Genomic DNA, 23,616 nt, shown 5'->3' with positions numbered 1-23,616 from the left:
ATGTCGTCGTCCACGTCCTCGGAGATGACCGATACGTCAACGCTCTCGCGGCGCGCGCGTCAGCTTCTCGACGCTGTCGTGTACGCGCTCGCAGTCGCCGCACTCGTGTTCGTCGTGGGCACGCTGGTCGGTCTCGCGGTCGGCGGCGGTCTCGTGACTGCGAAGTTCGTGATGTTCGTCGTCGGCCTCCTGCTGTTCGGCTACGCGACGTTCCAGATGCGGCCGGACCCGCCGTGGGACACCGAGCAGACCGAGGACGGCAAGGTCAGGGTGACCAAGAACGAACCGAAGGGGACGGTCGTCGGCGGACGCGACGAGACCCGATTTCAGGCGGCCGTCCAGCGAATTCCACCGCTCCCGTGGTACTCGCTCCCACCGAACGAACGTCTCTCGATAGCGGTCAAGATGTTCGTCGCCAGTCTGGCGACGCTCGCGTGGTCGTTCGTGATGGAGACGGTGTTCGGCGTCGCGGCGTAGCGTCTAAACGACGTTCGTCGTATCGGCGATGGAATCATACTTCTGTGTTTGATCAATATATATCAAAGTCTGACGACCATATTCTTTCGTTATAAATATATTATATTACGTACACTGGCACCGTCCGCCGTCTGTGCGACGACGTAGTAACCGAGAATCGCAATCGGCCGAGAGGGCCGTCGCTCGGCGGTGGTTCGGGCCTCGTTTCGATTCGTTCGCAACTAAACAACAGGTTTTACCATAAGAAGACCGTCAGACGTACACATGCCAAAGACTGGGGACGGGGACGACGAACCCGATTACGCCGAGCAGATAGCCGCGAGTGCCGAGGTCCACAAGGGTGCGTGGCAACGCACCCTCGACGACATGAAGGCGATGGAGGAGGAACTCGAAGAAGACGGCTGGGAGGTCGTAGCCATCGGTGCGGGACACACCGCGCCGACGAACCCCGACGTGGGTGCGACGGACCGCTGGGGGTTCGTCCACGTCATCCCCGACAACAAGTCCGAACCGTTCGAGGAGGCGGTCGAGACCGGCAAGTTCCCTCAGTATCGGGTGTTCCGCAACGAGATGCAGGGTCGCATCTTCATGCTGACCCAACTGCTCGACCCCGAGTCGGAGACGGCCATCCTCATCGCGGGTAACTTCGAGATGCGCCACGCGCCCGGACTGGTCAAGACCGCGCTGAAGGAAGACGAGATGTTCACTCACGTTCAGAAGCTTGACAAGACCCACCTCGGGTCGTTCCGCCACGACGACGTGGAGAAGTTCTTCCCGGAACCGCACAAGTACACGGGCTACCAGGTGGAGTTCGACGACGTGCTGGACGACGAAGCGGAGTCGGAGTAGTCGGTCGCTTTTCTGCGGCGTCTCCTCGACTGAGACGGCAGTGCGACGTAGAACGGAGTAACAGGAGGAGTCGGAGGCACGCTCCGACGGGTCTGCGGTCACGTCCATTCTCGCAGACTTCGCGCGGTTCGCTCGCCGTGAATGCCCCGTGGTCGGCAGAATACACCGAAACCGGGGTCGAAATCCGGCGAAAAGCCGATGCCCGTTCGTAGACTACAAGACGCCCCAACACGTATCGCGCGAATATGAAAGTCGGCGAAGCCATGACGCCCCGCTCGGAGGTCGTGACCGTAGAGCTTCCGGGCACCCGCGACGACGTACTACAGTACCTGCAGGAGCGGTCGTTCTCGTCCGTTCCCGTGGTCAAGAACACCGACGGCACCGAGGAGTTCCGCGGTCTCATCTCGCGGGACGACCTCATCGAGAACCCCGACGAGGACCAACTCGCCATGCTGATGCGCGAGGTGCCGACCACCACGCAGGACACCACTATCGAAGACGTTGCGGCCCTGATGGTCGACGAAGGCACACGCCGCGTACCGGTCGTGGACGGCGAGTTGGAGGGTATCGTCACCGTCACCGACGTCGTTCGGACCATCGCCGACGGAGACGTCGACGGCGACGCGACGGTCGGTGACATCGCCTCGCGCGACGTGAACACCACCTACGTCGACGTACCGCTGACGGTCGCCGAGCGCGAACTCTACTACGCGAATCTCCCCTACGCCGTGGTCCTCGACGAAGAGGGTGAGATGGACGGCATGCTGACCGAGGTAGACATCATCGAAGTCGCCCGCGTGGTCGAAGGTGAGGACGACACCGGCGACTCCATCGCCGACGAGGACGACGACTGGAAGTGGGAGTCCATCAAGGCCATCGGGAAGCGCTACCTGCCGACCCGGAACGTCGAGATTCCGGCCGCGCCGGTCCGCGAGTTCATGACCGACGACGTCGTGACCGTTTCGCGCGAGAAGTCCGCCAAGCAAGCGGCACAGACGATGCTCAGTAACGATATCGAGCAGATTCCGCTGATGAGCGGCCACGAACTCGTCGGTGTCGTTCGAGACATCAACCTGCTGGAGGCGATTCGATGACCAGTACCGACCTCGTGGAACTCGCCAAGCGTCGAGGCTACTTCTTCCAGTCGGCGGGCGCGTACGGCGGTGTCTCGGGCTTCTACACCTACGGTCCGCAGGGCGCGACCCTCAAGCAGAACGTCGAGAACTCGTGGCGCGAGCGGTTCCAGGTTCGAGAGGGCCACCGCGAAATCGACGCTCCGACCGTGATGCCCGAACCCGTCTTCGAGGCGTCGGGCCACCTCGACACCTTCGACGACATGCTCGTGGAGTGCCCCGAGTGCGGCGAGAGCCACCGCGCCGACCACCTCGTCGAGGACAACACCGACATCGAGGAGGCCGAGAGCATCCCCATCGAGGAGGTCGAAGACCTCATCGCCGAACACGACCTGAAGTGTCCCAACTGCGGGACTGAACTCGGCGGCGTCTCGGTCGAGGACTTCAACCTTATGTTCGAGACCAACATCGGCCCCGGTAGTTCGTCGCCGGGTTACCTCCGGCCCGAGACCGCACAGGGCATCTTCGTGGAGTTCCCCCAATTGGCCGAGTACGCCCGGAATCAGCTCCCGTTCGGCATCACCCAGATCGGCAAGGCCTACCGGAACGAGATCAGCCCCCGGAAGTCCATCGTCCGGGTTCGGGAGTTCACGCAGGCCGAGTTGGAACACTTCATCGACCCGACCGAGGACGAACCCGACATAGAGCGAGTCGCCGACGTGGAGCTCAAACTCTACCCCGCAGAGGAACAGGAGAAAGAGGACGGCGAGTACGTCTACAGGACCGTCGCGGAGGCGGTCGAAGAGGGTCTGGTCCACGAGTGGGTCGCCTACTATCTGGGCGTCGGCAAGCAGTGGTACGAGTCCATCGGCGTGGACATGGACCGGTTCCGGTTCCGCCAGCACCTCTCGGGCGAACTCGCCCACTACGCCGCCGACTGCTGGGACGCCGAGAGCGAAGTGGACGGCGACTGGATAGAGATTACGGGCTACGCCTACCGGAGCGACTACGACCTGAGCAAGCACGACGAGTACTCCGACGACGACTTCACCGTCTTCAAGCAGTACGACGAACCGAAAGTCGTCGAGCGCGCCACGGTGGACCCCGACATGAGCTACCTCGGTCCCGAGTTCGGTGGCGAGGCCGGCGACGTAGCCGCCGAACTCGAAAAACTGGCCGAGCGCGACCGCGCCGCGTTCGAGGGCGACGAAGTGACCGTCGAGGTCGAAGGTGAGGAACGCACCATCCCGACCGAGAAGACCGGGTTCGGCGTCGAGGAGGTCAAGGAGACGGGCGAACACATCATGCCCCACGTCGTGGAACCCTCCATCGGCATCGACCGAGTCATCTACACGGTCCTCGACCACGCCTACGAGGACGACGTCGTCGAGGGCGAAGAGCGGAGCTATCTCTCGCTCGAACCCGAAGTCGCACCCACGTTCGTCGGCGTCTTCCCGCTGGTGAACAAGGAGGGCATGGACGACCGCGCCCGCGGAATCGCCGACGACCTCCGGGCCGAGGGCTTCGACGTGACCTACGACGACTCGGGCAGTATCGGCCGACGCTACCGTCGGCAGGACGAGGTCGGCACGCCGTTCTGCGTCACGGTCGACGACGAGACCGCCGACACCGTGACCCTTCGAGAGCGCGACTCGACCGAGCAAGTTCGGGTCCCCACCGAAGACCTGCCGGACCTGCTCGCGGACCTGCGCGAGGGCGAGACCACCTTCGCGGAACTGGACGCCGCCGCCCCAGAACAGTAACCGTGTCACTCCACAGCGAGGTAAAGCGCCGACTCGTCCACGTTTCGGGGACGGGATATCCGGCGCTGTACCTGCTCGGCCTCGCCTCGTACGACCAGTTGCGACTCTTGCTCGTCGTCAGTTCGGTCGGCGCGCTGGTTCTGGAAGTGATTCGGCTGTTCGTCGGACTCGACTGGCGAATCTTCGACGAACTCACCCGGGAGTACGAACAGGACAACCTCGCTGGCTACGCGCTCTACATGTTCGGCATGACCGCGGCGGCGCTGGCATTCGAGCCTCGCATAGCGATTCCCGCGATGTTGATGCTCACCATCGCCGACCCCATCAGCGGACTCGCCGGGTCGGGCGAGTTGGGCGTGAAGGCGACCCACACACTCCTGCTCACGTTCGGCGTCTGCCTACTCATCACCAGTCTGTCGGGGCTCCCGCTGGTGACTGCCGCGCTCGGTTCGCTGGCCGCCACGCTCGCCGACGGGATGAAACCCATCATCGCGGGCTACGTCATCGACGACAACCTCACGATTCCGGTCGGGTCGGCCGTCGTGATGTACCTCGCGCTGCAGTATCTACCGACAGTGGTCTGAAACGGGGAGCGTCGGTCCCCGGTGGCACTCGGAAAGAGGCCCGACGACTCAGGCCAGCGGGAACAGCGTCGAGAGAGCGAGAACGACCGTGAGGCCCACGACGGATATTATCGTCGTCAGCACCGTCCACGTCATGAGCGTCTCCCTCTGGGTCAGTCCACAGATTTCCTTCACCAACCAGAATCCGCTATCGGGGTACCACGAGAAGATGTTCCCGCCCGCGCCGATGGCCATCACGAGGTACGCCGGGTTGACGGAGAGTCCACTCGTCAGCGGTGCCATGATACCGGCGGTGGTCAGCATCGCGACGGTGGCCGAACCCTGTGCGATCCGCACTGCGGCCGCGATGAGCCACGCGGTCAACAGCAAACCGATGCCGATTTCCTTGAGACCGTTTGCGATGTAATCGCCGATTCCGGCGGACGCGAGCATCACGCCGAACGCGCCACCCAGCGCGGTGATAGCCGCGATGTGGCCGCCGTTTTTGAGCGCCTCGATGAGTTCGTCCGTCCACTCGTTCGAGGTGAGGTCGCTATGTCGGAAGAACGTGTACGCGGCCGCCAGTGCGGCGACCGTCAGCGCGACGTTGGGGTCACCGATGAACCGCGTGACGGGTCCGAACGCGGAGTTCTCGCCGACGATGTTGTTCACGAAGGTATTCGACGTAACGAGGGCGACTGCGAGGAGGATAGGGAGAAGCGCCTCGAACATGGTCGGCAACTGATCCGCCGACCGGTCGGCGACTTCGGCCAGTTCCTCCTCGTCGGTTCCCATAGCGTCGCGTAGCGGGATGTCTATCCGTTCGTTGATCCATCGGCCGTAGGCGATGCCAGCGACGAGCGCCGAGGGGATAGCGACGGCTAGCCCGATGAGTATGGTCAGGCCAAGTCGAGCGCCGGGAATCTCGTTAGCCACCGCCAGCGGACCCGGCGTCGGCGGGACGAACACGTGGGTCGTCGCCGCACCAGCACCCACGACGACGATGTAAAGCGAGTAGTTGCTCCCGACTCGACTCCGCATCGAGCGTGCGAGCGGTGCCATCAGGTAGAACACGTTGTCGAAGAACACCGGGACTGCGAGAACCGAACTACTTCCCCAAAGCGCGTAGTCGGCGTTGTCCCGTCCTATCACGTTCGTGAAACTACGGACGACGCGTTCGGCGGCCCCACTCTCCATCATCGACTTGCCGATGACGGCCGCCATCAGGATCGGGATACCGATACCTGCCATCCCGTCGCCGAACGCCGTGGCCATCTTCGAAGCGATGTCTCCGGCGGCGATATCCGGAGCGACCAACCCGACGACCAGCGACGCGATGATCAGTCCGAACACCGCTGGTAAATCGAGGTAGACCAGTAACAGAATCACCGTAGCGATACCTACGAGAAACGCCACCAACGGACTATGGGGGTATGCCATCTGATAACACCATCCGATTCTGATTCTCCCATACATAAACTATTTACGTCTTTATCTTAATATTTTAAAGTAGTATAGCAGTTTTATCGATTATATACACATAGTTACTGGTGTATAATCTTATTATATTCAAATCAAACGAGCGTGCGCACGGCGGCACGTTCGGCATTCCAAACGAGCATCGTCGCACCGATACAGTCGAACGTTATCGACGCCGTAATCGTTCGACCTCGAACCAAACGGGAGAAAGGGAGACCGGAATCTACGTCTCCGGTCGGATTACGCCCGATACTGTCCGAACTGCTTCACTTTCACCCTGCAACGCGAACCCTTTAATCACTTGGCGACCAATCCCGGTGTGAATGGCGACGACCGGGGACCAGCAGTACGTAGACCACGAACTCCTCGTCCCGGCGTTCATCGAGCGCCGGATGTACCAGTTGCAACTCGCGGGGTCGGCCAAGGACCGCAACACCCTGGTCTGCCTACCGACCGGACTGGGGAAGACGACCGTGAGTCTGCTGGTGACCGCCGAACGACTGTCGGACGTGGGCGGCAAGAGCCTGTTGCTCGCGCCCACGAAACCCCTCGTCCAGCAGCACGCCGACTTCTACCGGGAGGCCCTCGAGATACCCGACGACGACATCGTCGTGTTCACGGGCGAGGTGTCGCCCGACGACCGGACGGAACTCTGGAAGAGTGCGCAGGTCGTCATCGCTACCCCGCAGGTCGTGGAGAACGACCTCGTCGGAAGCCGAATCGACCTCGGACCCGTCACCCACGTCACCTTCGACGAGTGCCACCGCGCGACCGGCGACTACGCCTACAACTACATCGCCGAGCGCTACCACCAGGACGCGAAGGAACCCCTCGTCACCGGGATGAGTGCGTCACCGGGCGGCGACGAGGAGGAGATTCTGGAGGTCTGCGAGAACCTCGGCATCGACAACGTGGAAGTGATGACCGAGGAGGACAGCGACGTGGACGACTACACCCACGACACCGACGTGGAGTGGGAGCGCGTGGAGTTACCCGACGACGTGCTGGAGATTCGGGACGCGCTCAACGAAGTCGTCGAGGACCGACTGGAGAAACTGAAGGAACTCGGCATCACCCGCAAGACCAGCGCCGACCTCTCGGAGACCGACATCAAGAAGATGCGGGCGGAACTCCAGCAACTCATCGACAACGACCAGTCGGAGGGGTACAAGGGAATGTCGGCGCTCGCCGAAATCCGAAAGCTCCGGACAGCCGTGACCTACGTCGAGACCCAGAGCGTCGAGGCGCTCCGACGGTACTTCGAGCGACAGCGCAACGCCGCCAAGTCCTCGGGTGCGTCGAAGGCGAGCCAGCGGTTCGTCTCGGAACCCAAAGTGAAGGAAGCGATGCGGAGGGCCGAGGAGTACGACGGTCTCCACCCGAAGTACTCCCGTGCCCGGATGCGCATCGCCGAGACGCTCGGCATCGAAAACGGCGAGCGCGTCATCGTCTTCACCGAGTCCCGCGACACCGCCGAGGCTCTGACCGAGTTTTTGGGCGAGCACTTCGACACCCAGCGGTTCGTCGGACAGGGCGACAAGGAAGGTAGCGACGGGATGACCCAGAAACAGCAACAGGAGGTCCTGGACCAGTTCAAGGCGAACGAGTTCGAGGTGCTCATCTCGACCTCCGTGGCCGAAGAGGGACTCGACGTCCCTGAGGTGGACCTCGTGATGTTCTACGAACCCGTGCCGACCGCGATTCGGTCCATCCAGCGCAAGGGTCGAACCGGCCGACAGGCCAAGGGCCGGGTCACGGTCTTGCTGGCCGAGGACACCCGCGACGAGGCCTACTTCTGGATCTCCAAGCGCCGCGAGAACGAGATGGAGGACGAGTTGCGGAAACTGAAGGGCGTCGCCGACGAGGTCGAAGAGGAACTGGACGACTCCCAGCGCCAACTCGGCGACTTCGGTACGCCCGGCGACTCGGGAGACGGTGACACGGAGAGCGACGTAGAACCCGGCTTGCAGGAGTTCGACACGACGGACGAAACGGGTGACGGGAGCGATGCAACCAACGAAACGAGTGAAAGGAACGATGCAACCGACGAGCAAGCGACGGCGGACTCCGACGAGGGCGTCGTCGCCACCGCGGAACCCGACGACGAGACGGTCGAAATCGTGGCCGACCAGCGCGAACTCGACTCGACCATCGCGCGGGACCTCTCGACCCGCGAGGGAATCGAGACCCGCCTCGAAACCCTCTCGGTCGGCGACTACGTGCTGAGCGACCGCGTGGTGGTAGAGCGCAAGTCGGTCGGCGACTTCCTCGACACTCTGACCGGCGGCGACCGGTCGATGTTCGAGCAGTTGGGCGACGCGACTCGCCACTACGCCCGGCCGGTCCTGGTTCTGGAGGGCGAGGGACTCTACGAGGAGCGCAACGTCCACCCCAACGCGGTCCGAGGGGCCTTGGCGTCGTTAGCGGTCGATTTCGGAGCGAGCGTCCTCCGAACCGACGACGAAGACGACACCGCCGACATGCTGGAGGTCATCGCCACCCGCGAACAGGAGAGCGACGACCGCGAGGTGTCGGTCCACGGCGAGAAAGCGAGCAAGACGCTGGCCGAACAGCAGGAGTACGTCGTCTCCTCCATCGCCGACGTCGGACCCGTGACCGCCCGGTCGCTCTTGGAGGAGTTCAGGACCGTCGAGGCGGTGATGACGGCTCGAAAAGAGGACCTGATAGACGTTCAAGGGGTCGGTGAAGTGACCGCCGAACGCATCCGCGACGTGGTAGGCAGCGAGTACGACCGGTAGTGGTACCACTCGGTTGTAAACGATCGTGAACGATGCGGTAAAAGCCGACGTTACCTCGTTGCGTTTCGAGCGTTCCGGCGTGCGAAACCATCACTTACCACGGAATAGGAACGGTGTAATACTGCGTTTGCTGGCGAAACTCGGTCGAACAGCCTCATCGACTTAAGCCGATGAAGAATGATTGAGTAGATACCGAGTAAATGAAATACGAACAGCCTTCCACCGAGGACACGACGGGAAGTGCGAGTTCGCTCTACGGGGGTTCGAGTCGAGGGACCGACGAAACCCGTGACGAGAGAACCTTGTACGGCGAGCCGTGTCACGAAGTCGAGTCGGAGCGCGACGAGCAGACGCTGTACGGGGAACCTCAGCACGAGATTCCCGAGGAGCGCCGCGAACTCCCCGACATCGAACTCCTGTTCGCCCGAATACGAACCGAATCCACCGCTGGTCCGACAGTGCTACCGCCGCGTTCCGGGACTCCGCCGACGAGTTCTACGGAACAATAGTCACCGGCACGACCTCTTCTTCGACGACAGTGTGTGCGGCGCTTCCCAGAATCACCCGGTCTACGGTGCCGCTCCCGTGGTGACCCATGACGACGTGGTCGTAACCGCGTTCGGCGACGAGTTCGAGGATGTCCTCGCCGACCCGGTCGGCGGGCCGGAACGAGAGGTCTACGTCGGTCGATATCTCGGGTTCGCCGGCGATACCGTCTTCGCGGAGTCGCTCGCGGGCGCGTTCCAGGATGTCGTCGGTCGCGTCGGTTTCGGCGTCCGTGATGTGAACGACGTGAAGCGACGCCTCGAACTGCCGGGCGAAGTCGATGGCGAAGTCGAGCGCGCGGAAGCTACATTCGGAGCCGTCGATCGGAACAAGAACTTCCATGCAGGAGCATTGGCCGGGAACCCGTTAACGGTTTGCCCGGTCGAGCGCGGCGAGGGCTTCGGCGGCCTCGCGCGTGGCCGCGAGCAGGTCGCGGGCGCGTGCCACGTCGTCGGTGGCCTCGGCCTCTCGCGCGAGGTCGGTTAGCTTCCGGACGAGTGCATCGCGGGCGGCACCGAGTTTGGCGTCGCCGGTTCGTTCGCCCGTGTCGCGTCCGCGTTCGCCCCCCGAACCCGCGCGTTCGCGGCCTCGCGCGCGGTCGTGGGTACCATGGTCGTGGCCGGCGTGGTCGTGCGCGTGTCGACCAGCGCGGTCGTGCGAACCGCGCCGAGAGTCGTCACGTCGGCCGCTGTCGGTCTGGGACGGCGGTCGGCGCACGTTCGACCGGTCGGCGTGACGGTCGGCGACCCGAACGTCGTCGATCTCGACGCGGGGTTCGTCGTCGGTCTCCGGGGAACCGTCGGCCGACTCGGATTCGTCGGCGTCGACATCTCGGTCGGCGTCGGCCGCTGCCCGCTCCCCGGTCTCGTCGGTCCCGGCGGCTTGCTGGGACTGGTCGCCGGGTTCGCCGTTCTGGCTCTGGGCCTGCGCTCGAGCCTCGTGCTGGCAGGTCGGGCAGAACTCCTGTCCGTCGTATCGGAAGATGGGGTCGCCGCAGTTGTCGCAGTGCTTGCCCGTCATCGTCGCGCCCTGAAGGAGGAGTTCGCTCATCCGGCGAGTGTTCTCCCGGTCGTCCTCCTCGTCGCCGTACTTCTCCCGGAGTTTCTCGCGCTCGGCCTCCTTGTCGAATCCGGAGTCGTCGCTACTCATGTGCCCAAAGAGGAACGCCAGCGTCTTCCGGCTTACGCAACTTCGTCGCGCCCGGCGCGCCGGAACTCCCTCGACAGTGTGGAGTCGAAGGGTACGACGATAGTCGAATCCGGAAACGTCGCACGACGACCCGAGACGCGGTTTTTCGGCGGTTCCGAAGCCCTTAACCGAGTAGCGGGCGGCGTTTTACGTGGTATGACGAAAATCAGCGTGGTCGGCGCGGCCGGAACTGTCGGGGCCGCGGCGGCGTACAACATCGCGCTTCGGGACATCGCGGACGAACTGGTACTCGTAGACATCCCGGACAAAGAAGAGGACACCGTCGGGCAGGCCGCCGACGTGAACCACGGGGCCGCCTACGACTCGAACACGACGGTTCGACAGGGCGACTACGAGGCGACCGAAGGCTCCGACGTGGTCGTCATCACGGCCGGAATCCCGCGCCAACCCGGCCAGACCCGCATCGACCTCGCGGGCGACAACGCGCCCATCATGGAGGACATCGGTTCCTCCATCGCCGAGTACAACGAGGACTTCGTGACCATCACGACCTCGAACCCGGTGGACCTGCTGAACCGCCACCTCTACGAGACCGGCGACCGGGCCCGCGAGAAGGTCATCGGCTTCGGCGGTCGCCTCGACTCCGCGCGGTTCCGCTACGTGCTGAGCCAGCGCTTCGACGAACCGGTCCAGAACGTCGAGGCGACGATTCTGGGCGAACACGGCGACGCGCAGGTTCCCGTCTTCTCGAAGGTCCGGGCCAACGGCAAGGACCCCGAGTTCACCGACGACGAGAAAGACGAGATTCTGGAGGAACTCAAGACCAGCGCGATGAACGTCATCGAGAAGAAGGGCGCGACCGAGTGGGGTCCCGCCACGGGCGTCGGCCACATGGTCGAGGCCGTAGTCCGAGACACCGGCGAGGTCCTGCCCGGTTCCATCAAACTCGAAGGCGAATACGGCCACGACGACGTTGCGCTCGGCGTCCCCGTCAAACTCGGCGAGGGCGGCGTGCAGGAAGTCGTCGAGTGGGACCTGACCGAGTTCGAGCGCGAACAACTCGGCGAGGCCGCCGACAAACTCTCCGAACAGTACGACGAAATCGCGTAGTCGGTCGCGTCCACGACCCCGAATCGGATTTTTCTGCTGGTCGTCTACCGCTAGAGCGACAAAACTGTGTAATTCTATTTGCATTTTTTATATTTTCTTGAGCAATATTTAGTTAGTAACGGCGCGACGACGGACCGACCAAACACCGGAGCGGACTGAACGGGGGTTTCGAGACCGTGAACCGACGTGCCGACCCGACAGTTTAAACCAGAAGACGCGCCAAAGACGGAGTAATGACTACTTTCGTCTCCCCGTGGAGGTGGTCGGCGTGACCGTCGAGATTTCCGACGTTGCCGACCTGCCGGAGGGCGTGCCCGAACACTTCCGCGAGCAGGGCATCGAGGAGTTGTATCCGCCGCAAGGCGAGGCCGTCGAGGCCGGCGTCGCCGAGGGCGAGAGCGTGGTCGCCAGCGTCCCGACCGCCAGCGGGAAGACGCTCATCGCAGAGTTGGCGATGCTCACCAGCGTCGCCCGCGGCGGGAAGGCCCTCTACATCGTTCCCCTGCGCGCGCTCGCCAGCGAGAAGAAGGCAGAGTTCGAGGAGTTCGAGCAGTACGGCATCGACGTGGGCGTCTCGACCGGCAACTACGACAGCGACGGCGACTGGCTAGCCCAGAAGGACATCATCGTCGCCACCAGCGAGAAGGTGGACTCGCTCGTCCGGAACGGTGCCCAGTGGGTGGACGACCTGACCTGCGTGGTCGCCGACGAGGTCCACCTCGTGGACTCGAAGAACCGCGGTCCCACGCTGGAGGTCACCCTCGCCAAACTCCGGAAACTCAACGAGAACCTCCAGACCGTCGCGCTCTCGGCGACCGTCGGCAACGCCGACGAGATAGCGGAGTGGCTCGACGCGACCCTCGTGGACTCGACGTGGCGACCCATCGACCTCCAGAAGGGCGTCCTCTACGGGCAAGCCCTCCACCTGGACGACGGGTCGAAGAAGCAGATCTCGAGAGGTAACGAGAAACCCACCGCCTCGCTGGTCGAGGACACCCTGACCGACGACGGTTCCTCGCTCGTGTTCGTCAACTCCCGGCGTAACGCCGAGGCCGCAGCGAGGCGTCTCGGCGACGTGACCCGCGACTACCTCACGTCCGAGGAGCGCACCGAACTCCGCGACATCGCCGCCGACATCCGGGACGCCAGCGACACCCAGACCAGCGACGACCTCGCCGACGCCGTCGAGAAGGGGTCGGCGTTCCACCACGCGGGACTCTCCTCGGAGAGTCGCGAACTCGTCGAAGACGCCTTCCGCGACCGACTCGTCAAGGTCATCTCCGCGACCCCGACGCTCGCCGCGGGCGTCAACACGCCCTCCCGACGGGTCATCGTCCGGGACTGGCGCCGCTACGACGGCGACGTCGGCGGCATGCAACCGCTCGACGTACTGGAGGTCCACCAGATGTTCGGCCGCGCGGGCCGCCCCGGTCTCGACCCCTACGGCGAGGCGGTCCTCATCGCCAACAGCCACGACGAGTTGGACGAACTGTTCGACCGCTACGTCTGGGCCGACCCCGAACCGGTCCGGTCGAAACTCGCCGCCGAACCCGCGCTCCGGACCCACATCCTCGCCACCGTCGCCTCCGGATTCGCCGACACCGAGGACGAACTCGTCTCGTTCCTCGAACGCACCCTCTACGCGACCCAGACCGACGAGACCGGACGCCTCGAATCCGTGACCCAGAGCGTCCTCGAATATCTCGAACGCAACGAGTTCCTCGAACGCGAGGACGGCGGACTCCGCGCCACCGGACTCGGCCACCGGGTCTCGCAACTCTACATCGACCCGATGAGCGCGGCCGAAATCATCGACGGCATCCGGGCCGCCGACGACCGGCCGACCGCGCTCGGACTCTTCCACCTCGTCTCGCGCACTCCCGACATGTACGAACTCTACCTGCGGTCGGGCGACCGCGAGGAGTACACCGAACTCGCCTACGAGCGCGAGGCGGAGTTCCTCGGGTCGATGCCCTCGGAGTTCGAGGACAACGCCTTCGAGGACTGGCTCTCGGCGCTCAAGACCGCCCGCCTGCTCGAAGACTGGGCCTCCGAGCTGGACGAGGACGACATGGCCGAACGCTACGGCGTCGGCCCGGGCGACATCCGCGGGAAGGTCGAGACCGCCGAGTGGTTGCTCAACGCGGCCGAGCGACTCGCTGGCGAACTCGGTTTAGACTCCGGTCCGGCCATCCGCGAGGCGAAAAAGCGGGTCGAGTACGGCGTCGAAGAGGAACTGCTCGACCTCGCCGGGGTCAGGAACGTCGGCCGAAAGCGCGCCCGACGCCTCTACGAGGCGGGTATCGAGTCCCGCGCCGATCTCCGGAACGCCGACAAGTCGGTCGTCCTCGGTGCACTCCGGGGCCGCCGAAAGACCGCCGAAACCATCCTCGAAAACGTGGGGCGCAAAGACCCCAGTCTGGAGGGCGTCGAGGCGGACGGCGACGCCAACGTCGAGGCCGCGAGCGCAGACGACGGAAGCGGCCAGCAGAGCCTCGGTGATTTCGAATGAGGACCGACCCCGCCGGTGAGCATCGATGAGATTCGTCGAAGGCCGCGCCGAAATCGAGGACTTAGGCGACTTCCTCGCCGGCGTCGGTGACGTCGAAGACGAGTTCGACTGCGCGATACAGGCGTTCGACGCCGACTACGTCCTCGGCGCGGACCACCTCCGGGCGGCCGTCGAGCGCGCCGACCGCGCCTTCGACCGCGGCGAGAACGTCGCCCGCGAGCGCGCGGTCGAAATCCTGCTGTACGCCGCGGGACGCAGGCAAATCAACCGCGCACTCCGGATGGGCGTCGGCGAGGGGCAGAATCGCGTAGTCGTCGTCGTCCACTCGCCAGCAGGCGACGAGTCCGCCGAGCAGGCGGCGACAGAAGCGGTCCGCGACCTGCTCGCGTCCGCGTCCGTAGATGCGGACGCAGGCGCGGACGTGTCGGAGGCGGGCGCGAGCGCGTCCGTGGACGCGCTCGCGCCCGCCCGTATCGACCGCGAGAAAGTCGAGGAGTTCTTCGACGTGAGCGAGGCCGAACTCGAAGCGACCGACGCCAGCCTCGCCGACCTCGTGCGCGAGCGCGTGGCCCTGCTGGACGTGGAGAAATAGCGTAGTGCGATAGCCAGCAGGGTTACGGATATCACGACCCTATCCAGAGACATGGCCGAAGAACCCGACGCCGAGCGCGAACAGCGACGTGCCCGCGAGCGCCAACACGAGCGAACCGAGAGCGTCGAGGACATGCTCGGGGAGGCCGGGAAGATGCTCGGCGAGCACAAGTATCCCGCGACCAGCGAGGAGTTGGCCACCGAGTACGGCGACCAACCGCTCGACCTCCAGAACGAGACCGAGAGCCTCGGGAGCGTCTTCGACCGTCTCGTGGACGAGCGATTCGAATCGGCCGACGAGGCCCGCGAAGCGGTCTACAACGAGTTGACGGGCGAAGCGGGCGGTCCAGAGGAGTACAACGACGAGCGCGACATCACCGAACTGGACGAAGAAGTGACCGGCGACGAATCGAACGTCAACTCCAACTAGCGGGCCGACCGCGGCGAGAGTTCCAGTCGAAACGAAGGGGTTAAATGAGAAGACGGCGGCGATCCTAACGGAGATATTTAAAACGCGGCGTTTCGGTTCGGCGACGCTCTTCGTCGTTCCACGGTCTGTAACTTTGTTCTTCCGGTCCTGAACTCGCGTTCCGACGCGGTAATCGGTGTTTACTGTTCGGCCGAGACGCGAGTACCCCGCTCCCCGCTGGCAGTTGGGAAACGGGCGCATAACAAAACCGTCGGCCCCGCATCGTAGAGTGGATGACGAGTATCGCAATCGTCGTGTTGGACACGCTCCGGTACGACGCCTTCCGAGACGCGTTCGACTGGTTGGACGGCCGGTGGTTCACCCGCGCGTACTCGACCTCCCACTGGACGATTCCCGTCCACGCCTCGCTTCTGACCGGGCAGTACGCCAGCGAAGTCGGCGTCCACGGGCGGTCGCCGACCCTCGACTGCGACCGACCGGTCCTGACCGAACGACTTCGGGACGCCGGCTATCGCACTCGGATGTTCACCGGAAATCCCCAGATCTATCGATACGACGGGTGGGAGCGCGGCTTCGACCAGCGCGTCGGGCAGGCCAGCCTCGGACTCGCCGCCGACGCGTTCGACTGGGCGTCGTTCGGTTACGACACCGACCGCGAGGGGTCGCGGCTCTATCTCGACGCGCTCCGGCGCGTCCTGTTCGGCGACTGCGCGACCCTCCCCTCGCTCCGGGCGGGCTATCGGCTCTTCACCCGGTCGCGCGCCTACGGCGGCGGCGACGGACTCCGGAGGCGGGTTCGCCGGACCGACTTCGGTTCGGACGAGTTCCTGCTCGCCAATCTCATGACCACCCACACGCCGTACTACCCGCCCGACGGCGGCGACCCCGTGGTGATTCTGGCCGCCGACGCGCTCACGGATTCCGTCGAGAATCCCGACCGCGTCCGGCGGGCGTACCGGGCCGGCGTGGAGTATCTCTCGGACCTGTACCGAGACGTTTACGCCGACCTCCGAGCGGAGTTCGACTACGTGGTGACGCTCTCGGACCACGGCGAACTCCTCGGCGAGCGCGGGATGTGGAACCACTCGCTCGGTCTCGACCCGGAACTCCTCCGCGTTCCGCTTGTCGTCTCTGGCGACGGCGTGGAATCGGGCACTTACGAGGAGGTGGTGAGCCTGTTGGACGTCCACCGAACCGTCGCCGACCTCGCGGGCGTCGAAGTCGAGTCACGCGGTCGGAACCTGCTCGAATCGCCCGAACCGGTCGCTCGACTCGTCGAGTACCACGGTCTCGTCCCGTTTCACGACCGGCAGTTCGAACGCAGAGGCGTCCCCCCGGCCGAGCGCGAGCGTTGGGACCGACCGCTCGACGGCTTCGTCGCTCCGGGCGGTTTCTACGGCTACGAGACCCCGGACGGGTTCCGGTCGGTCGGCGACCAGTCGAGTCCGGACCGGTCCGGGGGCGACCGCTCTTTCGACCCGGAACGGCGACTGACCGAACTGGTCGAGTCCATCGACCGCCGGGCGGTCAGCAGGGAGGACGTAGCGGTCTCCGGCGACGTGCGGGAACGCCTCGAAGATCTCGGGTACGCCTGACTAGTCGAAGACGAAGTGGCCAGGCGACCGTGAAACAGTTGCAACAGTGTAGAGGGCTTTAGCCAGCAGAACGTTTCGGCAGAGTCGTGGTGGTCTATCAGTTGGAATGTGTAGAATGCGGAGAGTTGCGCGTCGGCAGGGAAACCGACGAGGGTATCCAACCCGTTCGGGACGCGTGCCCTGAATGCGGTGCCTCCGAATACGACGTGTTAGCCTACGATTCCGAGGACTGACCTGTCACGAAACGACACGTCTCACCACGCATCTCTTTTATACGACGCGACTCTCCGGATGCGTATCGAAGCCACTTGTTCGAGCGAGACGGGAGTAACTGACCGAACGAGGCGACGTGAAAATCGGGAGTAGTCCCACCAGGCGGTGAGTCTCGGAGATTCGAGTCTTTCGAGGTGAACACGAAGCCGGTGCCGTAGGGGTTAACACGGCGGACGCCTGCGGCTACGGTGAGGCGGGCGCCGCTCCTGACGAGTGGCACCGCAGTCGAGCACGCGGCTTTCGTTTTCAAGGAAGGCGAACCTGTGTAAGCACTCGATTCCTCTGAATCTAATATTTCGGGGCTTTGGCACCTCCTGTAGTAGGATGGCCATGCTAATAGCTAAGAAAGACGAAATCAAACCCACGTAATAGCGGTTAACAGACGGTTTTTGCAGTTTGAACCGTCTCGGCCGTGAGAGGGGGAAAGGCATGACCGAACTCAACACCGAACGGGTGACAGCCGAACTCGAGGGGGACTTCGCGGTGTTTCGAATCGGAATTCGGATAAATTCGCTCTGGAAGGTACACGAATGGCTTCCTGTTTTTCGAGCAATGCCGAAGATGCTCGACGAACTGGAGGCTGACCCGGATAGCGGGTTACTGGGTTACGATACGAAGTTGGGTATCCGTAACCACGAACTCGTCCAGTACTGGCGGTCGTTCGAGGATTTACGTGAATATGCACTCGATTCGAACGCCCGGCACGCCCCCGCAATGCAGTGGACAAACGAGCAAATGCGTGAGAGCGATGACGTCGGAATCTGGCACGAGACGTATCTGGTGCGAGACGATGCGTACGAAACCGTCTACGATAACGTGCCACCCATAGGCTTGGGTAAGGCGGGGACGTTGTACCCCGCTACTGGGCGGCGAAGAACAGCCGCCGGCAGACTTGGGTGGACAGAGGGGGACGAGGTATCTTCTGAGGAAGATGGCATACCGAACGAGCCAGTCGAATCGGAATAAGGAGGTGCGAAAATCAGCTATACTTCGACCACGTCGAAATATCTGTAAAAGTCGTTTTCGAGAGGCGTGACGAACAGATGCTCTGTATCTTGTACGCTCCGACTCGACCTAACCGGTAGCTGTCTGTTAGATGGGGAGTGCTGAATATCGCTGACGAAGGCACAGGGCGCGTATTCGTCACGTATTTCGAGACGGCGTCGGCCTCCTCGAGATCGGCGTAGCCCAGCCTACGTAGCAGGTAAAGATACCCGCCCCCGCTACGGTTTCGCTTCGAGCACCATGTCGAACGGCGGCGTCTCGGTCGCGCGGCGGAACTCCGAGAAGCCGCCCCCGGTGACTACCTCACGCAGCCGTTCTTCCCCGGCCTGTGCGCCCAACGTGTGGGAGCCCCCTTGATCGACCGCGTTCGGCGTGCACAGCATCGTGGAAACCGAATAAAACATCCGCCCGCGCGGATTCAGATTCTCCTCGACTTGATCACCGCCAAGCGGTTCGACGATCATCCACGTGCCGTCGTCAGCGAGCGTCTCTCGAACGTGTTTTGCAACGCCGACCGGATCGCCCATGTCGTGCAGGCAGTCGAAGGAGGTGACGAAGTCGTACTCACCACCGTCGTACTCCTTGGCCCTCGCGACCTCGAAGCTGACTCGGTCGGCCACGCCGGCGGTAGCCGCGCGCTCGCGCGCCGCTTCGACGGACCCCTCGTGATAATCGTATCCGACGAACGTCGAATTCGGATAGGCCCGAGCCATGGTGATCGTCGATTCGCCGTGGCCGCACCCGATGTCGGCGACTCGCGCGCCCTCCCGAAGTTTCTCGTCGACCCCGTCGAGGGCAGGGATCCAGTCGGAGACGAGGCTTTCCTTGAAGTCGAATTCGGAGGTGCGCATCATACCCTGGAAGACCTCGTCGTCGTGCTCGTGCCATCCAACCCCTTCACCGGTGCGGAAGGCCGTCTCGATCTCGGGCATGGCCTTGCCGGCGGCGGTGGCGATCTGGAACAAGCCCGCGAGGGGGGATGCCGGACCCTCCGTATCGGCCAGCAGGAGTGCCTGTTCGGGAGAGAGGCTGTAGCGCTCCGTCTCGGGGTCGTAGCTCACGTAATCGCTGGCCGCACTGGCGGCGAGCCACTCGCGCACGTACCGCTCGGCGGTGTCGGTGCGATCGGCGAGGTCGCTCGTCGTGAGCGGTCCGTGTTCGGCGAGCGCATCGTAGAGTCCGAGCCGATCGCCGATGACGGCCAGCGGTGCGTATGCGATCGCACCGATATCGGTAGTTGCTGTTTCTATCAACTCTTCGAGCCTGTCTTCGTTGATGGACATCGTGTCACCTCTTGTCCCGCTCGTCTGTACGAGGCAATCCTTGTTAAGTATTACCAAGGGCCGCGTTATAGTGGGAAGTCTACGTGCTCATTCTAACAATCGATTCATTTAGTCTGGAGTCTAAGCCGGATGCAATCTGAACGAGGCTCACAGTGAGGTGGCCATCGCGGAGTTTGCAAGCTCACGTGACTGCGCGGATAGAGAACCGATAGGGCACCTTTGTGGGCGCTCCCGTCACTGGTGGCCAGCCGACGGATAGATACTGCCTTCTATCGTCCTCTCACTTGCTCACACGTACGCTTCGAAGGCTGGTGGACCCAGACCCCGGAGAACGGCCCGGTGCCACCAGCGGGAGCAAAGGGAGACGAGTGCCGACTCGTCGTCCGCACTACTTCCGCGCCGGTCACGGCCACGGCTATAGGGATTCGAACGTCGGAAGAAGTAGTCCCACCAGGATTCGAACCTGGGTCGAAGCCCCCAGAAGGCTTCAGGATTGGCCACTACCCCATGGGACTCTGCGCACTCTCGGGTACTCGCCGGGGGAATGTAAGCGTTGCGCGTTGACTCTCGCGTGGCAACTTTTCGCATTCTCGCGCGGCGAGTTCGCCGGAGGTGCATAAACCAACACCTATTTGCCCAGGAAGTGCGCACGTTCTTGTATGTACGTCGGACGTTTCCTCGTCGTCGGACCGCAGATTGCGGCGTATCGCGTCTCGTCGCGGTCGTTCCCGAATCGCAAGATAATCCAGCGCGACGACGCGCTGACCGTCGTCCCGACCCAGGACGCACCCGAGACGGACAACCCGTACATCTCGTACAACTGCGTCCGAACCGCCGACGGCTCTGCGGTCGTCGGAAACGGGTCGCACGTAGACCCCATCACCGAGAAGGTCGAACTCGGCTACCCCGCACGGGACGCCCTCACCGAGAGTCTGCTCGCGCTCGACTACGAGAAGGACGACTACGACACGCCGCGAATCGCGGGCGTCGTGGGAGACGGGTCGGCTTTCGTCGGCACCGTGCGCAGAGACGCCCTGCTCGTCCGCGAAGTCACGGAGCCGACGCTCGTGGCGACCTACGAGAGAGACGCGCCGGAGTCGTTCGACTTCGCGGCCGAGACTGCCACGGAGGCCGCCGCCGACGCCTACGACCTCGACTTCGAGCATCCGGTCTGTGCCGCGGGAGTCGCCCGAACCGACGACGGCTTCGAGTTCGCCGTCGAGAACGGGGAGTGAGGTCGGTCGTGAATCGGAACCGAGTCCCTTCGTGAACCGAAACTGAGTTCGGTCGAGAACCGTAGCCGAGTCGCGGCGTCGAGAGTCGGAATTAAGCCCCGGGCGTGCGAACGCTCTGACATGAGAATCGGCGTCCTCTCCGACGTTCACTCGAACCGAGTCGCGTTCGAAGCGGTCCTCGAAGACGCGACCGACGTAGACACGCTGGTCTGTGCGGGCGACGTGGTGGGGTACAACCCGTGGCCCGCCGAGTGCGTCGAGACGGTCCGCGAGCGCGAGATTCCGACGGTGATGGGCAACCACGACCGAGCGGTGGCTTCGGACACCGCGTTCCGATTCAACGCGATGGCGAAAGCCGGAGTCGAACACGCCCGCGAGCGACTCTCCGACGACCAGTTGGACTGGCTCGGCGGTCTACCGAACGAGCGTCGGGAGTTCGACGACCGGGTGAAAATCGTCCACGGCCACCCCGACGACCCCGACCACTACACGATGCCCGACGAGTTCTCGCCCGACTTGCTGGGCGACGAGGACGTGTTGGTGATGGGCCACACCCACGTCCAGCACGCCGAAGCGTACGCCGAGGGCATCGTGATGAACCCCGGAAGCGTGGGTCAACCGCGCGACGGCGACCCGCGTGCGGCCTACTCGGTGCTCGACTTGGACGACCTGATGGTCGAACAACGTCGCGTGGAGTACGACGTCGCCGCCGTGCAGGAGGCAGTCGAAGAAGCCGGACTGCCGGCCAAAATCGGAAACCGGCTCGAATACGGCAAGTAGTTCGAGACGTAGATAATCGAAAGCCGTTCCTATAGAAATAATTTACTGTCCAAGGGGAATAAATATGTTGTTGAGTCTGCTTTGCGCGGCGGTCTCCGGACGTTCTCCGGACGGTCGTCCGGCGTCGAGTGCGAGGAGACAGGAATTAGGGGGTGCCCGCCCAACGCCGACACATGCGAATCGAGTTCGACCGCGACACCTGTACCGGGATGTTCCAGTGTACCGCCGAGTGGGAGGCCTTCGAGGAGAACCGCGACGACGGCAAGGCCGACCTCCGAGATTCCGAGGAGAGCGAGGAGGACGTGTTCGTGCGCGAGGTGCCCGACGACGCCGAGTTCGACGCGAAGATGGCCGCACGGGTCTGCCCCGTGGACGCCATCAGAGTCTACGACGACGACGGTGAACAACTCGTTCCCTGAGCGCGCTTTTCGGGACGCGTCCGCTTCGGAGTGTGGTATCCTGAACTCCGGGCCTGTCGAAACCTGTCGGAGACGATAGGAAACAGAACAGTAGGTACGGATGCGGTCGAGCGGCTACACGCTGGTCTTGGTCACGTTCTCGAACTCGAACCGTGCCCCGCCGGCGTCACTCTCCGTCACCGAACACTCCCACTCGTACACGTCCGCCATCTCCTGGACGAACGTCAGTCCGAGTCCCATCCCTCCGTTGCCGGAAGCCGTCGTGTACCCCGTCTCGAAAATCGCCTCTCGGTCGTCGTCGGGGATACCGGCCCCGTCGTCGGCCACGAAGAACCCGGTCGGGAGGTCGCCGACCGTGACCGTAACGTCGGTCCCGCCGTGTTCGACGGCGTCGTCGGCCTCCGGCCGACTGCTCGTGGGGCCGTGCTCCACGGCGTTCTCGAACAGATTCCGAAACAGGTGCCGGATGTACGTGTCGTCTACGTCTATCGTCTGGGTGGTCGTCACCTCCAGCGTCGCCTCGGAGGTATCTATCTCGGACCACGCCTGCCGCGCCACGTCTGCGAGTTGCACCGTCGAGCACTCGGAGACCGCCTCGCGGCCCCGTGCCACGAGCAACATGACGTCGATCATGTCTTCGATGCGGTCGAACGCTTCCGTGACGTACTCGACCGCCTTCGGGCTGTTCTCGCGCGAGAGTTGTTGACTGTATATCTGGCCGATGTTGACGGGGTTGCGCAGTTCGTGGGCGAGCAGACTCGCGAAACTGTCCAGTCGCTCGTTTTGTCGTTCGAGTTGCCGTTCGCGCTCGTTGCGCTCGGTCACGTCGCGCACGACGCCAACTGTGTCGGGGCCGGTGTCCTCCTGCTCCGGGAGGGGTGCGACAGTCCATTCGACGTCTATCGTCTCCCCGAACGCGGTTTTCAGTGCCGTCTCGTACATCTTCGAGTCGGTGGTACCTTCCTTGAGGTCACGTTTCACCTCCTCGACCATCGCCGTCACGTTCTCCTCCTCGGCCACGACGAGCGACACGTGCGAACCGACGAGTTCCTCGCGGTCGTAGCCGACCAGTTCGGTGTAGGCGTCGTTGACCAGCGTGAAGTAGTTCTCCTCGTCGGTGACGAAGATGCCGTCGTTGACGGTTTCGACGATGGTCTCGTAGCGTTCGAGTTCTTGACTGGACTCTTCGGCGTCCACCGCTCGCGTTTGGGCACGTCCATCGTGATACCCCATCCCGAGACCGGCGACGCTGGCGAGGGCAGGGAGGATGAGGAAGTTCGCGAGTGGGTCGTTCAGACTCGTGACGGCCGAGATGAAGAGGAGAACGCCGACCATGACCTCGATGGCGCGGACGCACCACCCGGCGACGACGTGGTAGAGGTCGGGGCGGATGTTCGTCCGCGAGAGCCGATAGCCGCCGTAAGAGAGTACGAGACCACTCACGCCGACGAGGAGCGAAATAATCAGTACGTCGTCGGCTGACCTGTCCCCGACGATTAACGTAATCGGGAAGGCGGCCGCAATTACGACGTAGAGTCCTCCGAGGGCTAAGACGACGCGGCGTCCCCCGACCCGTTCGATACCCCGGGGCAAGTATCCCATTGCTCACCCCAAGATACTGGTCGGTAAAGACGATGTTGGTTCCCTTGTTGCCATCTCGACGTCAGTTGAGGCGCTCCTTCACGGAGACGGCACTCTGGAGCGGGGAGTTCGACGAGGCCGGAA

Annotated in this window: 21 protein-coding genes and 1 tRNA gene; 16 read left to right on the top strand and 6 right to left on the bottom strand. The window is 63.6% G+C overall.

All coding sequences use genetic code 11. From position 1 onward, the window contains the following. The first annotated feature begins 24 nt into the window (after positions 1–24). The 5 genes from E2484_RS04720 (at position 25) to E2484_RS04700 (ending at position 4,746) form a co-directional block, all read left to right on the top strand. Positions 25–477 (top strand): DUF7555 family protein, encoded by a 453-nt coding sequence (locus E2484_RS04720; RefSeq protein ID WP_137284091.1) that lies wholly within the window; start codon positions 25–27, stop codon positions 475–477. 264 nt (positions 478–741) lie between these two features. Next, positions 742–1,326, top strand: a complete 585-nt coding sequence (locus E2484_RS04715) for a DUF7529 family protein (RefSeq protein WP_137284090.1) — start codon at positions 742–744, stop codon at positions 1,324–1,326. A gap of 245 nt (positions 1,327–1,571) precedes the next feature. Beyond that, positions 1,572–2,420, top strand: a complete 849-nt coding sequence (locus tag E2484_RS04710; RefSeq protein ID WP_137284089.1) for a CBS domain-containing protein — start codon at positions 1,572–1,574, stop codon at positions 2,418–2,420. After that, positions 2,417–4,162, top strand: a complete 1,746-nt coding sequence (gene glyS / locus E2484_RS04705) for a glycine--tRNA ligase (RefSeq protein WP_137284088.1) — start codon at positions 2,417–2,419, stop codon at positions 4,160–4,162. Before E2484_RS04710 ends, glyS begins: the two co-directional genes overlap by 4 nt. Positions 4,163–4,164: 2 nt before the next feature. Next, positions 4,165–4,746, top strand: coding sequence for a diacylglycerol/polyprenol kinase family protein (locus E2484_RS04700; protein WP_137284087.1), 582 nt, complete (start codon positions 4,165–4,167; stop codon positions 4,744–4,746). Positions 4,747–4,794: 48 nt separating this feature from the next. Here E2484_RS04700 and E2484_RS04695 read toward each other — a convergent pair whose 3' ends face one another. Further along, entirely contained in the window at positions 4,795–6,165 is a 1,371-nt protein-coding gene (locus tag E2484_RS04695; RefSeq protein ID WP_137284086.1) for a GntP family permease, read from the bottom strand. 362 nt (positions 6,166–6,527) lie between these two features. On the opposite strand from E2484_RS04695, the gene E2484_RS04690 reads away from it, so the two are divergent. Together E2484_RS04690 and E2484_RS04685 are read left to right on the top strand one after the other, a co-directional pair. After that, positions 6,528–8,963 (top strand): DEAD/DEAH box helicase, encoded by a 2,436-nt coding sequence (locus E2484_RS04690; protein WP_137284085.1) that lies wholly within the window; start codon positions 6,528–6,530, stop codon positions 8,961–8,963. Between the two features lie 200 nt (positions 8,964–9,163). Continuing rightward, positions 9,164–9,472 (top strand): hypothetical protein, encoded by a 309-nt coding sequence (locus E2484_RS04685; RefSeq protein WP_137284084.1) that lies wholly within the window; start codon positions 9,164–9,166, stop codon positions 9,470–9,472. Here the strand turns inward: E2484_RS04685 and E2484_RS04680 are convergent. Continuing rightward, positions 9,459–9,851: a universal stress protein gene (locus tag E2484_RS04680; RefSeq protein ID WP_137284083.1), complete on the bottom strand. Its 393-nt coding sequence runs from the start codon at positions 9,849–9,851 to the stop codon at positions 9,459–9,461. The genes E2484_RS04685 and E2484_RS04680 overlap by 14 nt on opposite strands. Positions 9,852–9,875: 24 nt before the next feature. Continuing rightward, the gene (locus E2484_RS04675) at positions 9,876–10,658 is read right to left on the bottom strand and encodes an Sjogren's syndrome/scleroderma autoantigen 1 family protein (protein ID WP_137284082.1); all 783 of its coding nucleotides are present in this window, start codon (positions 10,656–10,658) and stop codon (positions 9,876–9,878) included. A 195-nt stretch (positions 10,659–10,853) separates the two neighbouring features. On the opposite strand from E2484_RS04675, the gene mdh reads away from it, so the two are divergent. The 6 genes from mdh (at position 10,854) to E2484_RS04645 (ending at position 18,135) form a co-directional block, all read left to right on the top strand. After that, positions 10,854–11,768 (top strand): malate dehydrogenase, encoded by a 915-nt coding sequence (mdh, locus tag E2484_RS04670; RefSeq protein WP_137284081.1) that lies wholly within the window; start codon positions 10,854–10,856, stop codon positions 11,766–11,768. A 268-nt stretch (positions 11,769–12,036) separates the two neighbouring features. Continuing rightward, positions 12,037–14,280, top strand: coding sequence for an ATP-dependent DNA helicase (locus E2484_RS04665; protein WP_137284080.1), 2,244 nt, complete (start codon positions 12,037–12,039; stop codon positions 14,278–14,280). Between the two features lie 25 nt (positions 14,281–14,305). Continuing rightward, the gene (gene cgi121 / locus E2484_RS04660; protein WP_137284079.1) at positions 14,306–14,872 is read left to right on the top strand and encodes a KEOPS complex subunit Cgi121; all 567 of its coding nucleotides are present in this window, start codon (positions 14,306–14,308) and stop codon (positions 14,870–14,872) included. Positions 14,873–14,923: 51 nt separating this feature from the next. Continuing rightward, the gene (locus tag E2484_RS04655; RefSeq protein ID WP_137284078.1) at positions 14,924–15,301 is read left to right on the top strand and encodes a DUF5789 family protein; all 378 of its coding nucleotides are present in this window, start codon (positions 14,924–14,926) and stop codon (positions 15,299–15,301) included. A 272-nt stretch (positions 15,302–15,573) separates the two neighbouring features. Continuing rightward, positions 15,574–16,896, top strand: coding sequence for a sulfatase-like hydrolase/transferase (locus E2484_RS04650; RefSeq protein WP_137284077.1), 1,323 nt, complete (start codon positions 15,574–15,576; stop codon positions 16,894–16,896). 702 nt (positions 16,897–17,598) lie between these two features. Beyond that, on the top strand, positions 17,599–18,135 hold the full coding sequence (locus E2484_RS04645; protein WP_137284076.1) for a DUF4188 domain-containing protein: 537 nt from the start codon (positions 17,599–17,601) through the stop codon (positions 18,133–18,135). A 257-nt stretch (positions 18,136–18,392) separates the two neighbouring features. Here E2484_RS04645 and E2484_RS04640 read toward each other — a convergent pair whose 3' ends face one another. Together E2484_RS04640 and E2484_RS04635 are read right to left on the bottom strand one after the other, a co-directional pair. Further along, positions 18,393–19,457, bottom strand: coding sequence for a methyltransferase domain-containing protein (locus tag E2484_RS04640; protein WP_137284075.1), 1,065 nt, complete (start codon positions 19,455–19,457; stop codon positions 18,393–18,395). A gap of 442 nt (positions 19,458–19,899) precedes the next feature. Then, a tRNA-Gln gene (locus E2484_RS04635) sits at positions 19,900–19,972 on the bottom strand. 144 nt (positions 19,973–20,116) lie between these two features. Here E2484_RS04635 and E2484_RS04630 point away from each other — a divergent pair. The 3 genes from E2484_RS04630 to E2484_RS04620 all read left to right on the top strand — a co-directional run bounded on the left by E2484_RS04630 (position 20,117) and on the right by E2484_RS04620 (position 21,891). Further along, entirely contained in the window at positions 20,117–20,692 is a 576-nt protein-coding gene (locus E2484_RS04630) for an IMP cyclohydrolase (protein ID WP_137284074.1), read from the top strand. Positions 20,693–20,812: 120 nt separating this feature from the next. Then, complete coding sequence (locus E2484_RS04625; RefSeq protein ID WP_137284073.1) at positions 20,813–21,472, top strand: metallophosphoesterase family protein; 660 nt, start codon at positions 20,813–20,815, stop codon at positions 21,470–21,472. A 173-nt stretch (positions 21,473–21,645) separates the two neighbouring features. Continuing rightward, positions 21,646–21,891, top strand: a complete 246-nt coding sequence (locus E2484_RS04620) for a ferredoxin (RefSeq protein ID WP_137284072.1) — start codon at positions 21,646–21,648, stop codon at positions 21,889–21,891. A 114-nt stretch (positions 21,892–22,005) separates the two neighbouring features. Here E2484_RS04620 and E2484_RS04615 read toward each other — a convergent pair whose 3' ends face one another. Then, positions 22,006–23,493, bottom strand: coding sequence for a PAS domain S-box protein (locus E2484_RS04615; RefSeq protein WP_137284071.1), 1,488 nt, complete (start codon positions 23,491–23,493; stop codon positions 22,006–22,008). Positions 23,494–23,616: the final 123 nt, after the last annotated feature.

This window comes from Halorussus salinisoli (assembly GCA_005239435.1).
In the GTDB taxonomy this organism is placed as follows: Archaea; Halobacteriota; Halobacteria; order Halobacteriales; family Haladaptataceae; genus Halorussus; species Halorussus salinisoli.
Note: the sequence above shows the minus strand (reverse complement) of the source record. Positions and strands in the feature narration are given on the sequence as shown.

Bases quoted from the DNA above. Each gene is read 5' to 3' on its own strand.
- E2484_RS04680 (WP_137284083.1), bottom strand. From the start codon at position 9,851: ATGGAAGTTCTTGTTCCGATCGACGGCTCCGAATGTAGCTTCCGCGCG.
- mdh (WP_137284081.1), top strand. From the start codon at position 10,854: ATGACGAAAATCAGCGTGGTCGGCGCGGCCGGAACTGTCGGGGCCGCG.
- E2484_RS04630 (WP_137284074.1), top strand. From the start codon at position 20,117: ATGTACGTCGGACGTTTCCTCGTCGTCGGACCGCAGATTGCGGCGTAT.
- E2484_RS04720 (WP_137284091.1), top strand. From the start codon at position 25: ATGACCGATACGTCAACGCTCTCGCGGCGCGCGCGTCAGCTTCTCGAC.
- E2484_RS04710 (WP_137284089.1), top strand. From the start codon at position 1,572: ATGAAAGTCGGCGAAGCCATGACGCCCCGCTCGGAGGTCGTGACCGTA.
- E2484_RS04625 (WP_137284073.1), top strand. From the start codon at position 20,813: ATGAGAATCGGCGTCCTCTCCGACGTTCACTCGAACCGAGTCGCGTTC.
- cgi121 (WP_137284079.1), top strand. From the start codon at position 14,306: ATGAGATTCGTCGAAGGCCGCGCCGAAATCGAGGACTTAGGCGACTTC.
- glyS (WP_137284088.1), top strand. From the start codon at position 2,417: ATGACCAGTACCGACCTCGTGGAACTCGCCAAGCGTCGAGGCTACTTC.
- E2484_RS04620 (WP_137284072.1), top strand. From the start codon at position 21,646: ATGCGAATCGAGTTCGACCGCGACACCTGTACCGGGATGTTCCAGTGT.
- E2484_RS04655 (WP_137284078.1), top strand. From the start codon at position 14,924: ATGGCCGAAGAACCCGACGCCGAGCGCGAACAGCGACGTGCCCGCGAG.
- E2484_RS04685 (WP_137284084.1), top strand. From the start codon at position 9,164: ATGAAATACGAACAGCCTTCCACCGAGGACACGACGGGAAGTGCGAGT.
- E2484_RS04640 (WP_137284075.1), bottom strand. From the start codon at position 19,457: ATGTCCATCAACGAAGACAGGCTCGAAGAGTTGATAGAAACAGCAACT.
- E2484_RS04650 (WP_137284077.1), top strand. From the start codon at position 15,574: ATGACGAGTATCGCAATCGTCGTGTTGGACACGCTCCGGTACGACGCC.
- E2484_RS04715 (WP_137284090.1), top strand. From the start codon at position 742: ATGCCAAAGACTGGGGACGGGGACGACGAACCCGATTACGCCGAGCAG.
- E2484_RS04695 (WP_137284086.1), bottom strand. From the start codon at position 6,165: ATGGCATACCCCCATAGTCCGTTGGTGGCGTTTCTCGTAGGTATCGCT.
- E2484_RS04690 (WP_137284085.1), top strand. From the start codon at position 6,528: ATGGCGACGACCGGGGACCAGCAGTACGTAGACCACGAACTCCTCGTC.
- E2484_RS04645 (WP_137284076.1), top strand. From the start codon at position 17,599: ATGACCGAACTCAACACCGAACGGGTGACAGCCGAACTCGAGGGGGAC.
- E2484_RS04615 (WP_137284071.1), bottom strand. From the start codon at position 23,493: ATGGGATACTTGCCCCGGGGTATCGAACGGGTCGGGGGACGCCGCGTC.
- E2484_RS04675 (WP_137284082.1), bottom strand. From the start codon at position 10,658: ATGAGTAGCGACGACTCCGGATTCGACAAGGAGGCCGAGCGCGAGAAA.